Source organism: Flavobacterium bomense (assembly GCF_003970355.1).
This window is the reverse complement of record NZ_RYDJ01000002.1, coordinates 41,178-54,825: the sequence shown is the minus strand read 5'-3', so window position 1 is coordinate 54,825 and position 13,648 is coordinate 41,178. Positions and strand designations below refer to the sequence as shown.

Genomic DNA, 13,648 nt, shown 5'->3' with positions numbered 1-13,648 from the left:
TTAATTATGGAAGTATTTTATATTTATCTCATCAAATCCAGCGGATTAATTGCCTTGTTTTATTTGACGTATCATTTTATGTTGCGAAAAGAAACCTTTTTCACAAGCAATCGTTGGTTTTTGTTATTGGGATTATTCACTTCCATTCTTTTGCCGTTAGTTGTTTTTACTAAAACAATATGGGTAGAACCTACTCCTGTAAATTATGATTGGTCATCATTGCCCATAAGTACAATTATTGATGAAGACCACACGCAAGAATATATTTTTCTGGCATTAGCAGTGCTGTACTGCATTGGCACATTATGCCTTTTCACTAAATTTGGTTTTGAATTTTACAGTTTACAAAAAATAGTAAAAGGAAAAACCATAAAACGTCAAGCGAATTTTAAATTTATAGACTTAAAAGACAACCTCGCTCCTTTCTCTTTTTTTAATACTATCGTTTACAATTCGTCCTTGTACAGCAGCTCTGAACTAGAAAACATTTTAGAACACGAAAAAGTTCATAGCGAGCAAAATCATACTATTGATGTTTTGATTTCAAGATTGTTTTGTATTGTGTTTTGGTTTAATCCATTCATTTGGTTTTATAAAAAAGCAATTATCCAAAACTTGGAATTCATTGCTGACAGCGAAGCCACGAAAAAAATATCCGACAAAAAAGCGTATCAGTTGACGCTTTTAAAAATAACAACACACGAGAATTGTGTTGCCATTACAAATCATTTTTATCAATCATTAATCAAAAAACGAATCGTTATGTTAAACAAAAATCAATCAAAAAAATCGAATTCTTGGAAGTACACGCTTGTTCTTCCAGTTTTAGTAGCATTTGTATTTTTATTTCAAATTGATGTAATTGCTCAGGAGAAAGTAAAAGAAGAAACCATCAAAGTAGAATCAAAACATCCAGTTACTGCTGCTTTAGAAATTCAGCAAGAAAAAGACAGTATTAAAAAAGCTAAAGTACTTATAGTCAGTAGTTCTAAAAATGACAGTATTGATAAAAATACAGAGATTTTTATCGATGGAAAAAAAGTAAGTAAAGAAGAATTAGATAGAACGAATCCTAATGACATAACTACGATGGATGTTGTTAAGGAGAATAACAAATCTATAATTAGAATTGTAACAAAAGGTAAAACAGCAAAAAGTACAAATATTTTTAATTCTAATACACAAGTAACGGATTTAAGATTAGAAAATGTGAATCCCAATAGTTTAAAAATTCTTCAAAAACCAAAAACCACGTATACGGTTACAAAGATAACGACAGAAAAAAATGGTATTCCTGACGATGCAGAATATTTTATTGACGGAAAAAAAGTAAGCCCACTAGAGGCTGAAAGCATGAATCCAAATTATATTAGCTCAGTAAATATTCAAAAAGATGGTACTTCAGCTAAGAATTCAATCCGTATTATTACTAAAAGTTATTTAGATGGTAAAGAGATGATACCTGAGCCACCAACACCACCTGCTGCACCAACTTTTAAATCTAAAGCTGCAAAAGGCGACCCTGTTAAAAAGGATAATAAAGGTTGGGAGATCAATTTTGGAACATTTGCGCCAGAAGACAATATTAAGAGAATTCAAAATGATAAGAATGTAAACTATAAAGAAGCAGTTATAGTTATTAATGGAAAAATTAGTGATTATCAAGCTTTGGATAAATTAAAGCCAGAGGATATTTTTTCAGTAGGTGCACAAAAACCATCAAATGGACCCGAAAGCACAAAACAGAATGCGTTAAAAAAATATGGAGAAAAAGCATTAAATGGAATTATTGAAATTGAAACAAAAGAATTTCAAAAAAAATAAAATCCTCATAAAAACCCAGAAAGACGATCTAAATTAAGACCGTCTTTTTTTATATCTTTACATTAAACAAAATGATATGTATAAAATCCTAGCCCAAATTAACAAAGTTATTTTACCTAGTTTCACCAAACAGCGATTGGATTTGGCTAAAGCCAAAAAATGGCAAATGGCGATTATTGGTTTTAGATATTACGTAACCACACGTGCGCTGGATTAATACGTAATTGCGGCAAAAATTTCATTTCCTTTGATTTTTGCCCTTCCATTCAAGAAAGCTAATTCCATTAGGAAATTGCATTGTACAATTTCTCTATCCAATCTTTTGACCAATTCACAAACTACTTTTGCCGTTCCTTCGGTGGCCAAAACATCATCGTGAATCAGAATTCGGTCTTCTGAAATTGGAAATTATGTCAGCCAATAATAAAATTATTTATAGCAAGAGACTTTTTAAATTACGATAAAAACATAGTCTACTTTATTGTTACCACTTCTCTGCTCCCAATAATTTTTTTCCCAATTCACTAAGCGCTGCCGTTTTATATTTGGTTTGTTCCCATTTACGGGGATCTCCAGGAAAGGCATATCCTTCAGGTGCAATTCTGTCTTTCCAGGAATTCACTCTCCATTGACGTAGTTCTTCATTTTCTTCTTCCGCTGGCATCATAGAAATATATTGTGCCATTCTCACTTTATCTTTTGTAATATTGGGGCGAATGCCATGCGGTTGTGAACTGTTAAAAATCAATAAATCTCCTGCTTCCATTTTTACTTTTACAAATTTGCCTTCAAATTCAGAGGTATCCGGTTGAAATCGATTTCTATCTTCCGGTTGTGTCAGTTTCCAAGTATCATAATTTCGATATAAATCAGGAATACATTGAAATCCTCCCATATTTTCATCCATTTGGTCTGCCAAAGCGAGAACTCCTTGTACGTTTTGAGGTTTTGTTTCAGGATCATAATCCCAATGTATAAATCCTTTGAAATCAAAATCCGGACGGACTGGTAAATTTAGATTTGCTCGGTCAATGGTTACCCATAATTTTTCCGTTCCCCAAATATCTACAAATGCATCGTATACTTTTTTCATTTGTCGATTATCCCATTGGTATTGATGATTGTACACTTCAACCATACCGCTATTGGTAAGTTCTTTCATTTGCATTTCGGCTCTTGGTGGCGCATACCAAGTTTCTGGGTCATTTTGATTTTTCTCTTCAAATTCCCACAGGAAATCGGCCATTTTTTTAGCGTTTTCTTTCGGAACAGCATTTTTTATTACAATATACCCGTTTTCAATCCAAAACTTCCAATCGGCTTCAGTAAGCAAACGCAGAGGTTTACCATTAGAGCGATCATTTAATTTTGTTGTGCTGGATTTTGCTGTCGATGGATTTCCCGGAATATCTTTGTGGGCATTGTTATGTGCCATTGTGGGAACCATTGTGGGAACCATTGATTGCTTATTCTTTTCCATAGTTATCTATTTCGTGTTATTACTATTCCAAAATTAGAAAAAGTGAACCTTAATTACTTTCACAAAATGTACTGCTATTTGTACAATATTGATTTATTTTAGTAACTTTAGACAAGTATATGTATTATATTGAACAATTATAGCAGTAACGAGGTATGAAAATAGTTTTTGAGGATATAAAAAGATTAGCCGGTAGTTCCTTTAGAATATTGGTCAATCCAAAATTGAATAATTTTTATTATTGGCATTTTCATCCTGAATTTGAATTGACTTTCATTGTAGCACCAAATGGAACACGACGCGTAGGTGACCATATTGGGGGTTTTGAAGGAAGTGATTTGGTTTTTATAGGTTCTAATATTCCGCATTTGAATTTTGATTATGGAATTAAAACCGAATATGAAAAAGTAGTTTTACAGATAAAAGAAGATTTTTTCAAAAATGACTTTATCACCACTCCTGAACTAGCCAGCATTAATCAATTATTTGAGAACTCTAAAAAGGTGGTTTGTTTTCATGGGGCTCTAAAAGATGAAGTTGGCAAAAGGCTTCAAAAAATTCATCTTTTATCACATTTTGAACAATTTATAGAAGTGCTATCCATATTTCAGATTTTAGCAACAGCAAATGAAAGAACACTGCTACATGATAAACCATTTGAAAATCTGTACAATAACAAAGAACAAGTGCGATTAAAAGTAGTACATAAATTTATAGAAGAAAACTATCAAAGGGCTGTTTCTATTGAAGAAATCTCTCGTTTGACTCATTTATCCAAAGCCGCTTTTTGTCGTTATTTTAAAAAAATGACACGATTGACTTTTACTGAATTTTTAAATCAGTATCGAATAGAACAAGCTAAAATACTTTTAAAAACTGATAAAAATGTAACAGAAACGTGCTTTGAGTGTGGTTTTGAAAGTCTGTCATATTTTAATAGAATTTTCAAAAAAGTAGTGGGTGAAAATCCAATACAGTTTAAGAAAAGATAAAAAAAAGTATGTTTCCTAAATTTCAGAAACATACCTTTTGTAATTTATTCCGTAATATTAAAACTGGCTACATAAAAGTTTTTATCTATTTCCAATTTTGAATTTTCAGTATTTACAGAAACACGTTGCCATTCTGTCTCTGGTTGTAGCAATTCTTCATTGCCATTCAGTGTTACTTTAACAGGCATGTTAAAACCTGACACACAATTTGTCCAGCGATATCCTAATTGATTATCCTTGAAAAAATATTCTACTGTAGGAATTCTGGTATCTCTTAAATACTGATTAAAAAAGGTAGCTAAATCGATTCCAACTTGCTGACTTAAATAATCTTCAATTTGTTTAGTCGATACCGTTTGATGGTAAAAAGTACTGTTCAAACCTCTTAATATTTTTCTCCATTTTTCATCATCATTTACAATTTGGCGTAAAGTATGTAGCATATTCCCTCCTTTTGGATACATATCACCAGATCCTTCTTTGTTTACACCATAGTTTCCTATAATCGGCTTATCATTGTTTATTCCCTTTCTGGTCCCTCGGATATATTCAAATCCAGCTTCTTTCCCATAATAATATTCTACAAAAAGGCTTTCAGAATAGTTTGTAAAACTCTCATGAATCCACATATCAGCAATATCTTTGTACGTAATATTATTGGCGAACCATTCATGTCCGGATTCATGGATAATGATAAAATCAAATTTTAATCCCCAACCCGTTCCGCTTAAATCCCTTCCTAAATAACCATTTTGAAATTTATTTCCGTAGGTCACTGAACTTTGATGTTCCATTCCTAAATACGGAGCTTCAACTAACTTGTAACTGTCTTCATAAAAAGGATATGGTCCAAACCAGTGCTCAAAAGCTTTCAACATCTTTGGAACATCCTGAAATTGTTTTTTGGCTTTCTCCAAATTGTCTCTCAAAACATAATAGGTACAGTCTAAATCGCCTTTTTCTCCCTTATATTTTTCTGAAAACGAAACATAATCTCCTATATTTATGTTTACACCATAATTATTGATAGGATTTGAGACATACCAATTATAGGTTTTGGTTCCGTCCTTTAATTGCTTAACACTAATCAGACGACCGTTAGATACATTTGTCAAATTTTCAGGAACATTTACACTGATCAGCATATTTTCCACTTCGTCATACATGTGATCTTTGTTTGGCCACCAAACACTCGCACCCAATCCCTGACAAGAAGAAGCAATAAAAGAATTCCCATTAGCATCTTTTTTCCAAGTAATTCCTCCATCCCATGGCGGATTTACAGCAACTTTAGGCTTGCCTCCGTAAAAAACAGTCAACTTTTTTATGGCTCCTTTTGTTTGAGATGCAATCAATTCAATAAAAAATGCATTTCCTTCTCTTCTATATTTTAAAGCTACTCCATCCTGAATGACTTTATAAATTTCCATAGGATTTTGCAAATCAATTTGCATACTATTGTATTCCTGAACAACTTGATATTTTATTGTATTGGAACCTGAAATAGTACTGTCCGCAGGATTTACTTTAATATCAAGATGGTACTGTTTTACATCCCACCACGCTCTTTCTTTGGTGATGCTGCCGCGCAAAGTATCTTGTCTGGTAAATATTTCCTCTTTTTTTTCCAAAAGTCCTTGTGCATTTACACCATTAAAAAAAAGGAAAGAGATCAAAATAAGACTGAATTGTTTTTGCATGGTGAATTTACTTTAGACAAAAATAAACTTTAAAACTCTATAATTAAACTTCCTGGAATTTATTTTCCAGGATAGATTTGGACATATTCTTGCAACAGCGTATTTTCTTTTCCACGAATTTCCATGATCACCTTATTGTTTTCAAAATCAAACTTCAGCAACCCAAAATTAATATCTTTGATCACTTCTCCTTTTACATAAGGATTTTCTTCGCCAGAAAAAGAAGCATAGGTATGGGTTAGTCCACTCGAAGTAAAATCGACTAAAGGATACGACAATCCGCGAACTTTTTTGGAAGAAAAAGTAGCAATATGGCGGTCACCAGAAATTATAAAGGTACCTTTTGCTTTCGTTGAAACAATCAATTGCTCTAGTTTTTCAATTTCATGGGGAAAATTTCCCCAAGCTTCAAAACCGTGTTTATTTGATAAAAATTGAATGCTGCTGACAATAACATTAAATTGTGCCTCAGAAGTTTGAAGTTCATTTTCCAACCATTTCCATTGTGCATTTCCTAACATCGTTCCTTCACCTGCTGTATTAGGTTGAAAACGTTTTTTTAAATCGGTGGCTTTAGTCAGTGCCGTTCTAAAAAAGCGAGAATCCAATATAATGACTTTTATTTTATTTCCATTTACCTCAATAGTTTTAGCAGTATAAACTCCGTCTCTTTTTCGCTCAGAAGCGTTCTTTGAAGTGCCTAAAAAATCCAATAATAACTGTTGGCTTTTTCTTTTAAAGGAATATTCTTCCCCAGCGTCATTTGCTCCATAATCGTGATCATCCCAAGTTCCTAAAACTATTTTATCTTTAATAAAAGTTAGGTAATCCGCGTCTTGTTTTTGAATTTCATAATTATTTTTAAGAAACTGCATATCTTCTGTATCCGAGTACACATTATCACCTCCCCAAATCCAAACGGAAGGATGATTTTTGTCTATCGCTGGCCAAAGTTCATTTTTAATCTTTTGATTGTCGCAGGAACCAAAAGCAATCGTAAAGTAATTGTTTTGAGTAGGTTTATTAGTTTCAAGTACCCGTTGTGTATTCTGAATTTTACAACTAATAAGGGCAAAAAAGCTAAAAATAAAAAGTATTTTTTTCATGTGAAGGTATTATAAAATCTATTTAATTTAAAAAAATTTGTTGCTAAGGTATACTAATATGCTCAATTGAACTTTAAGTAAAGTTTAATAAAAAAGCGACTATCCAATTAAAATAGTCGCTTTTTTATTAGATTAAAACACAAAAATTAATGCAGGTGGGTTACTTTGCTTTGTTCTACTACAGCAGTAAAATCATTGGCTAAACGTTTGCCATACTCCTCTAGCAATTCTAAAATTCTTTCTTGATTATCTGATTTGACAATAAGTCCTGCATGATATTCTAAGGGTATTCTAAAGCAAACTTCCGGATCTGAAAACGAAGATAAATTAGGATGCTGGAATTTTGTTAATGTCAAAACGATTCCGGCATATCCTTTTTTTACTTTTGGTAAACTGTACTTCGTTCCTTTGACCAAAGCGTCTTCAATTGCCGCCCACTCTTTCCATAAATTAATATTCGAAGCTTCAGCAACCATTTCGGCCAAATGCGCTCCTCCTACTCGTGAAGAAGTTTCCAAGAAATAAATCTGTCCATCTTCATTACTTTTGATGAACTCTGTATGAGCGGCTCCATGTTTCAACCCAAAACCTTTCATCACTTGTTCATTTATTTTTTTTATCGCAATATCATCCTCTGATTTGTATTTACTATTTGCCGAACGGAAAACGCCGCCACCTTGAGATATTTCCATTGGTGTAGCTAAATATCTAGAAGTCAAACTGAAGATTACTTTGCTATCCGAAATCAAACTGTCACAATGATACACATCACCAGGTTTGAATTGTTCCAATAGATATTTGAATCTGTTATTCCCCATTTCATTAATATGGATCCACAAACGCTCTTTGTCCTCTATTTTTATAATTCCTGTTGCAGAAGCTTCTGAACGTGGTTTCAAAACCCATGGAGCAGGAATAGCATCTGCAAAAGTATTGATGTCATGGTCATTAAACAAAGAACAAAAAGCAGGAATAGAAATTCCACAACTTTTGGCTCTCATTCGCATCGCTAATTTATCTCTAAAATAACGTCCCGTAGTTTGTCCCATCCCATCAATACGGAGGTTTTCCCTTAGATACGTGGCTTTTTCTACATCATAATCGTCTAACGCAACAATGGCATCTACTTTAGTAGTTTTCATAAAATTACCAACACCTAATAACAGATGTTCTAAATTCCAATCGACATCTTGGCCTTTCATATAAAAAATCTCATCAATATGTTGGTGTGGCCATGGCTTGTCTCTGAGTTTTTCGCTTGTCACTAAATAGACTATGTTGCCTAATTTTTTTAAATTAATTAAAAAATCGGCACCTTTGAAATAATTTGAAATACAAAGAAAGGTTTTAGCATTTTCCATAGGTTATAAATTTTCTATGAATTTAGTTAATAAATGAACACCATACGCTGTTGCATGCTTACTTTTAGCAAATTCATCCTCACCAAATGCCACTCCAGCTACATCAAGATGCGCCCAAGCGTTGTGTTCTTGGGTGAAATATTCTAAAAATTTGGCGGCACTTATGGCTCCGGCAACTGGTTTTCCGCTATAATTTTTCACATCGGCAATATCACTTTCTATGTCTGATTTATAAACATCCCAAAGCGGTAAAGGCCACAAACGCTCTCCTATTGCATCTCCGTTTTCTTGCAATTTCTTAGCCATTTCTGCATTGTTGGTAAACAAAGCACCACATTCATACCCAAAAGTACCCACGCTGCTTCCAGTAAGTGTGGCGATATCCACAATATATTCCGGTTTGAAATTTTTAATCAAATACGATAATCCATCGGCTAAAATGAGTCTGCCTTCTGCATCAGTATCAATTATTTCTATTGAATGTCCACTGTAACTGTGAATTACATCACTAGGTAAAAAGGACTTGCTGTCAACCGAGTTTTCGGCACAAGGAACAATAGCAGTTACTTTGACTGGCAATTGTAAATCGGCTATAAGTTGCATCGCCCCAAATACTGCCGCACCACCAGCCATATCACACTTCATGTGGACCATTCCTGCCGTTTTTATATTTAATCCACCAGTATCAAAGGTGATTCCTTTCCCCACCAATCCAACATGTTTTAGGTGTTTTACTTCAACAACAGGAGTATACTTCATAATGATAAATTGAGGTTCATTCTCGCTTCCTTTTCCTACGGCTAAAAAAGCGCCAAGACCTGCAATTTTAGAAGCTTCATAACCGAGAACTTCTACGTCAAACCCATATTTCTGCCCAGTCTCTTTAGCCCAATTCGACAAGTATTTTGGATTAATTGTATTCGGAGGCAAATCGACTAAATCATAGGTTGCTAGTTGCGCTTTGGCAATTTTAATTCCTTTTTTGGCTGTAGCCAAATGCTCTTTTTCAGATAATAAACTCAAGCTAAAATCTGGTTCTAAAAAAGGATGTACGCTTTTCTCCGATTTAAAATGACCTAAATCATACGTTCCCAAAAACAATCCTGAAATCATAGCTTCAACCTGATCCTCAATAAATTGTTCGGGTATAACTAAAGCTACACTCAAACTTAAATTTTCTTTTTGTTTCGATGAAATACGGCGAAAAATAGTTTTTAACGATTTATAATCTATCGTTTTTCCCAAGCCAATAAAAACATACGTATTATCATTTTTTTCGGCCAAATAGTGTGTGTCCTTTTTACCAAAAAAAACTTTGGAAGCAATTTCCAATCCATTAAATGTAATGGGAACAATACTTTTTGAATAGGTTTCAAAAACCGGAATTAAAATTGTACCTGAAAAATCATCTGAATTAGTTATTGTACTTGTTCTCATTTATTCTTTTTTTATGGCTGTTGTTATTGGATGAAATTCAACATTAATGTCGTTTTTTTATCTATACTCTGTAATAGACGCGATAAATCGCATCTCTACACTTCTTTTTCATTAAAAAACAACCATTCAATTGCTTTTGGAAACTCGTCACTCCAGTAGGTTTCGCTATGTTTTCCCTGCTTGTTAATACTTAAATTAATATTCGATTTTTCTTTTACAAATTCACTTGAAATCAAACTATCTTTAAAACTTTTGATATGTTCAATCATCGTTATACTTTCATCGCCACCGGCATATAAATAGATTTTTGTATCTGCTGAATTAGCTTTTTCAGTATTGATTTTTAATTCAGGAACGACCCAAAGCGAGGGCGAAAAAATCATTAATTTCCCATACACTTCAGGATTTCTTAATCCACTAAAAATACTAACTAATCCACCCATTGAGCTTCCTCCAATTCCGGTGAATTCCCGTTCTTTTTTGGTTCTAAAATTGCGATCTACGTAGGGTTTTAATGTATCAGTCACAAAGCGAATGTATTTCTTGCCTTGTCCCTTTCCTAGAACAGTTTTCCCTACATTGTATTCTTTGATGCGATCTTCTTCGGCGTGTTCAATAGCAATAATTATAATTTTTTCGATTTTATATTCTGACATAACTGCCAGTTTTTTATCAATTTCCCAATTGCCAAATTCAGCTAATTCATTGAATAAATTTTGAGCATCCTGCAAATACATAACCGGATAACTTTCACTCGATTTGTCATAATCATGGGGTAATAACGCCCATATTTTCCTGGTTTTATTGAGTTGGGGAATTTCAAATTCATCCGAAATCAATTGCACTTGAGGTAAAAAAGATTGTTTAAAAGGCAACCAGTTTTTTCTCCATCTCTCAACGTGTTCTTTTTGAATGCCAGTATGTGCTAATGTATAGCGATTTTCGGTACGATTCCCATGACTGTTAATCTCAACATCGCTCCAATCTCCTTTCGTAAATTTATACAAAAGCATCTCTGGATAATCAAAATCATGTGGGAATTTGTAATGATACGAACGGTTCCCTATCTTCTCCATCAGAAATTCGTTGTCCTGTGTGCGCCAATTATTAAAATTCCCTGAAATATAAACCGGCCGAGCATCATCTTCATCAGTAGTTAGAATTATGTGTAGTCCAGTATTTAGTATAAAATTGTTTGCATCAGGATTAAAGGTGGTATTGTCTGAATTCATTACTTGCATGTGCTGCTTTAATTTTAAAATAAAAGTAAATATAGTGGATTGCTATTGGAAATAAAAGAAAAAAGAAAACCCAATAGCAAATGAATTTTCTATTGGGTTTTATGTATAAAAAGTAAGTATGCTAATTTTTCTTCTGACGGCTTTTTAAAACTGTTACCACATCATCTAACTTAAACCCTTTGGCTTGCAATAAGATAAGATAATGAAAAAGTAAATCAGCACTTTCACTCAAAAACAAATCATCATTGTCATCTTTGGCTTCAATAACCACTTCAATCGCTTCCTCACCTACTTTTTGGGCAATTTTGTTCATCCCTAATTTAAATAAAGAAGCAACGTAACTTTTTTCTGAATCTGCATTTTCTCTTCGAAGTTGGATTGTATCTTCTAAATCCGAAATAAAGCCATAATCTGCTTTGTTTTCGTCAGCCCAGCATGTATCTGTACCTTTATGACATGTTGGCCCTTCTGGTTTTACCTGAATCAATAGCGTATCATTATCACAGTCGTTTTTGATGTCAATCAGATTTAGAAAATTGCCACTTTCCTCGCCTTTTGTCCAAAGCCTTTGCTTACTTCGACTGTAAAAGGTTACTTTTTTGGTGTCTATCGTTTTTTGATACGCTTCGGCATTCATATAACCCAACATCAAAACCGTTTTGGTTTCACTGTCTTGAATGATTGCTGGAATTAATCCGTCTGTATTTTTTGAAAAATCTATGTTCATGTTTTTAATTTAAAGATTGAAAATTTAAAGATTGAAAGATTATCTAATCTAACTTTCTTTTCTCTTTATTCTATTATCTATTTCTATATTCTAATCTCGATATTGTTATTTTTAAGGACTTTTTTTAATGTTTTGATTTCAATTTCTTTAAAATGAAATACACTTGCGGCCAATGCTGCATCGGCTTTTCCAGCTACAAAAGCGTCTACAAAATGTTGAATATTTCCTGCTCCTCCTGAAGCAATTATAGGAATATTAACTAACTCAGAAAGTCTAGCCAAAGCTTCATTAGCAAAACCGTTTTTAGTTCCGTCATTATCCATTGACGTGAATAAAATTTCACCTGCACCACGTTCTTCCACTTCTTTGGCCCAATCAAACAAATTCAATTCGGTAGGCACTTTTCCTCCTACTAAATGAACAATCCATTGCCCGTCAATTTGTTTGGCATCAATTGCAACCACTACACATTGACTTCCAAATTTTTGTGCCAAATCATTAATCAACTGCGGGTTTTTGACCGCTGAAGAATTAATAGAAACTTTATCCGCCCCGTTTTGCAGCAAAATTTCAACATCTTCAACGGAGGAAATTCCACCACCAACAGTAAATGGAATATTAATCGTGGAAGCGACTTTACGAACCAAATCAACTAAGGTTTTCCTTCTTTCTTCCGTGGCAGAAATATCTAGAAAGACCAATTCATCCGCGCCTTCATCTGAATATATTTTAGCTAATTCAACTGGATCTCCTGCGTCACGCAAGTCCACAAAATTAATACCTTTTACGGTTCTTCCGTTTTTAATGTCGAGACAGGGAATAATTCTTTTTGTAAGCATTATTGTTTTTATTACACAGAGATTCACGAAGTTTCACAGAGATTCACAAAATTCTTGGTGAATCTTAGTGTCATCTTTGTGTGTCTTTGTGAAACAATCTATTTTATTATATATTTTTCTAATTGTTTCAATGAAATTCGTCCTTCATAAATTGCCTTACCAATTATTGTTCCTTCACAGCCTAATTCGGCTAGTTTTGGTAATTCGTCAAAAGTAGAAATTCCTCCTGAAGCAATTAATTTTATGCCATTGGCTTGCGCCAACTTCTCGCCTCTCGACTGCGCTCGAGATGACGCGCTCGAAGTGACAGTGCATTGATTAATAATTTTTTTATATAAATCAAAGGATGGTCCTTCAAGCATACCGTCTTTGGCAATATCGGTACAAATTACATACTGAATTCCCTTATTTTGATACTCTTGTATAAAGGGAATCAATTCTTCATTAGAATCTTCTAACCAACCAGAGACCGCTACTTTTTCATTGTTGGCATCTGCTCCCAAAATAATTTTATCAGCACCGTATTCTGCAATCCATTTTTCGAATAGTTCTCTATTTTTAACGGCTATACTTCCGCCGGTAATTTGATTGGCACCACTTTCAAAAGCAATTTTCAAATCGGAATCGGATTTTAATCCACCACCAAAATCAATTTTCAATTTGGTTTTAGAAGCTATTTGCTCTAATATTTTATAATTCACAATTTGGCTTGACTTTGCTCCGTCTAAATCAACCAGGTGCAGGTATTCTATACCGTGAGCTTCAAATGATTTGGCCACTTCAAGCGGATTTTCATTGTATATAATTTTGGTATTGTAATCGCCTTTTGACAAGCGAACACATTTTCCATCAATGATGTCTATTGCAGGTATTATTCTCATTTATTTTTAATTTAAAGATTTAAAAATTGAATTATTTAAAGATTGGGAATGTTAATTAAA

12 protein-coding genes and 1 pseudogene are annotated in these 13,648 nt (G+C 33.5%); 3 read left to right on the top strand and 10 right to left on the bottom strand.

The genetic code is table 11. The features are described 5' to 3' along the window. Nucleotides 1-6 precede the first annotated feature (6 nt). Both EKL98_RS03045 and EKL98_RS03040 read left to right on the top strand, forming a co-directional pair. Entirely contained in the window at nucleotides 7-1,824 is a 1,818-nt protein-coding gene (locus tag EKL98_RS03045; protein ID WP_126561528.1) for a M56 family metallopeptidase, read from the top strand. Nucleotides 1,825-1,900: 76 nt separating this feature from the next. Then, on the top strand, nucleotides 1,901-2,041 hold the full coding sequence (locus EKL98_RS03040; RefSeq protein ID WP_091170625.1) for an SsrA-binding protein: 141 nt from the start codon (nucleotides 1,901-1,903) through the stop codon (nucleotides 2,039-2,041). On the opposite strand, the pseudogene EKL98_RS03035 reads toward EKL98_RS03040, so the two are convergent. Both EKL98_RS03035 and EKL98_RS03030 read right to left on the bottom strand, forming a co-directional pair. Next, nucleotides 2,038-2,217: pseudogene (locus EKL98_RS03035) on the bottom strand (adenine phosphoribosyltransferase); the annotation flags it as partial. The gene EKL98_RS03040 and the pseudogene EKL98_RS03035 sit on opposite strands and share 4 nt — an antisense overlap. Nucleotides 2,218-2,308: 91 nt before the next feature. Then, complete coding sequence (locus EKL98_RS03030) at nucleotides 2,309-3,304, bottom strand: phytanoyl-CoA dioxygenase family protein (RefSeq protein ID WP_126553393.1); 996 nt, start codon at nucleotides 3,302-3,304, stop codon at nucleotides 2,309-2,311. A gap of 155 nt (nucleotides 3,305-3,459) precedes the next feature. Between EKL98_RS03030 and EKL98_RS03025 the strand changes: the two genes are divergently transcribed. Beyond that, complete coding sequence (locus tag EKL98_RS03025) at nucleotides 3,460-4,296, top strand: AraC family transcriptional regulator (protein WP_126561527.1); 837 nt, start codon at nucleotides 3,460-3,462, stop codon at nucleotides 4,294-4,296. A 44-nt stretch (nucleotides 4,297-4,340) separates the two neighbouring features. Here EKL98_RS03025 and EKL98_RS03020 read toward each other — a convergent pair whose 3' ends face one another. The 8 genes from EKL98_RS03020 to EKL98_RS02985 form a co-directional block, all read right to left on the bottom strand. After that, nucleotides 4,341-5,996, bottom strand: a complete 1,656-nt coding sequence (locus tag EKL98_RS03020; RefSeq protein ID WP_126561526.1) for a M1 family metallopeptidase — start codon at nucleotides 5,994-5,996, stop codon at nucleotides 4,341-4,343. A 59-nt stretch (nucleotides 5,997-6,055) separates the two neighbouring features. Further along, nucleotides 6,056-7,102, bottom strand: coding sequence for an alkaline phosphatase D family protein (locus tag EKL98_RS03015; RefSeq protein WP_126561525.1), 1,047 nt, complete (start codon nucleotides 7,100-7,102; stop codon nucleotides 6,056-6,058). 146 nt (nucleotides 7,103-7,248) lie between these two features. Then, nucleotides 7,249-8,463, bottom strand: coding sequence for an ATP-grasp domain-containing protein (locus EKL98_RS03010; RefSeq protein ID WP_126561524.1), 1,215 nt, complete (start codon nucleotides 8,461-8,463; stop codon nucleotides 7,249-7,251). 3 nt (nucleotides 8,464-8,466) lie between these two features. Next, the gene (locus EKL98_RS03005; protein ID WP_126553399.1) at nucleotides 8,467-9,900 is read right to left on the bottom strand and encodes a leucyl aminopeptidase family protein; all 1,434 of its coding nucleotides are present in this window, start codon (nucleotides 9,898-9,900) and stop codon (nucleotides 8,467-8,469) included. A 95-nt stretch (nucleotides 9,901-9,995) separates the two neighbouring features. Next, nucleotides 9,996-11,141 carry an alpha/beta hydrolase gene (locus EKL98_RS03000; RefSeq protein ID WP_233589346.1) on the bottom strand — a complete coding sequence of 382 codons (1,146 nt, stop codon included), beginning with the start codon at nucleotides 11,139-11,141 and terminating at the stop codon, nucleotides 9,996-9,998. Between the two features lie 121 nt (nucleotides 11,142-11,262). Further along, nucleotides 11,263-11,868 carry a bifunctional phosphoribosyl-AMP cyclohydrolase/phosphoribosyl-ATP diphosphatase HisIE gene (gene hisIE, locus EKL98_RS02995; protein WP_126451645.1) on the bottom strand — a complete coding sequence of 202 codons (606 nt, stop codon included), beginning with the start codon at nucleotides 11,866-11,868 and terminating at the stop codon, nucleotides 11,263-11,265. A gap of 83 nt (nucleotides 11,869-11,951) precedes the next feature. Next, on the bottom strand, nucleotides 11,952-12,707 hold the full coding sequence (hisF, locus tag EKL98_RS02990) for an imidazole glycerol phosphate synthase subunit HisF (RefSeq protein WP_126561523.1): 756 nt from the start codon (nucleotides 12,705-12,707) through the stop codon (nucleotides 11,952-11,954). 98 nt (nucleotides 12,708-12,805) lie between these two features. Next, nucleotides 12,806-13,588 carry a 1-(5-phosphoribosyl)-5-[(5-phosphoribosylamino)methylideneamino]imidazole-4-carboxamide isomerase gene (locus EKL98_RS02985; protein ID WP_126561522.1) on the bottom strand — a complete coding sequence of 261 codons (783 nt, stop codon included), beginning with the start codon at nucleotides 13,586-13,588 and terminating at the stop codon, nucleotides 12,806-12,808. Between the last annotated feature and the right edge of the window lie 60 nt (nucleotides 13,589-13,648).

Coding starts and splice junctions, on each gene's coding strand:
- EKL98_RS03045 (WP_126561528.1), top strand. CDS start 7: ATGGAAGTATTTTATATTTATCTCATCAAATCCAGCGGATTAATTGCC.
- EKL98_RS03040 (WP_091170625.1), top strand. CDS start 1,901: ATGTATAAAATCCTAGCCCAAATTAACAAAGTTATTTTACCTAGTTTC.
- EKL98_RS03030 (WP_126553393.1), bottom strand. CDS start 3,304: ATGGAAAAGAATAAGCAATCAATGGTTCCCACAATGGTTCCCACAATG.
- EKL98_RS03025 (WP_126561527.1), top strand. CDS start 3,460: ATGAAAATAGTTTTTGAGGATATAAAAAGATTAGCCGGTAGTTCCTTT.
- EKL98_RS03020 (WP_126561526.1), bottom strand. CDS start 5,996: ATGCAAAAACAATTCAGTCTTATTTTGATCTCTTTCCTTTTTTTTAAT.
- EKL98_RS03015 (WP_126561525.1), bottom strand. CDS start 7,102: ATGAAAAAAATACTTTTTATTTTTAGCTTTTTTGCCCTTATTAGTTGT.
- EKL98_RS03010 (WP_126561524.1), bottom strand. CDS start 8,463: ATGGAAAATGCTAAAACCTTTCTTTGTATTTCAAATTATTTCAAAGGT.
- EKL98_RS03005 (WP_126553399.1), bottom strand. CDS start 9,900: ATGAGAACAAGTACAATAACTAATTCAGATGATTTTTCAGGTACAATT.
- EKL98_RS03000 (WP_233589346.1), bottom strand. CDS start 11,141: ATGCAAGTAATGAATTCAGACAATACCACCTTTAATCCTGATGCAAAC.
- hisIE (WP_126451645.1), bottom strand. CDS start 11,868: ATGAACATAGATTTTTCAAAAAATACAGACGGATTAATTCCAGCAATC.
- hisF (WP_126561523.1), bottom strand. CDS start 12,707: ATGCTTACAAAAAGAATTATTCCCTGTCTCGACATTAAAAACGGAAGA.
- EKL98_RS02985 (WP_126561522.1), bottom strand. CDS start 13,588: ATGAGAATAATACCTGCAATAGACATCATTGATGGAAAATGTGTTCGC.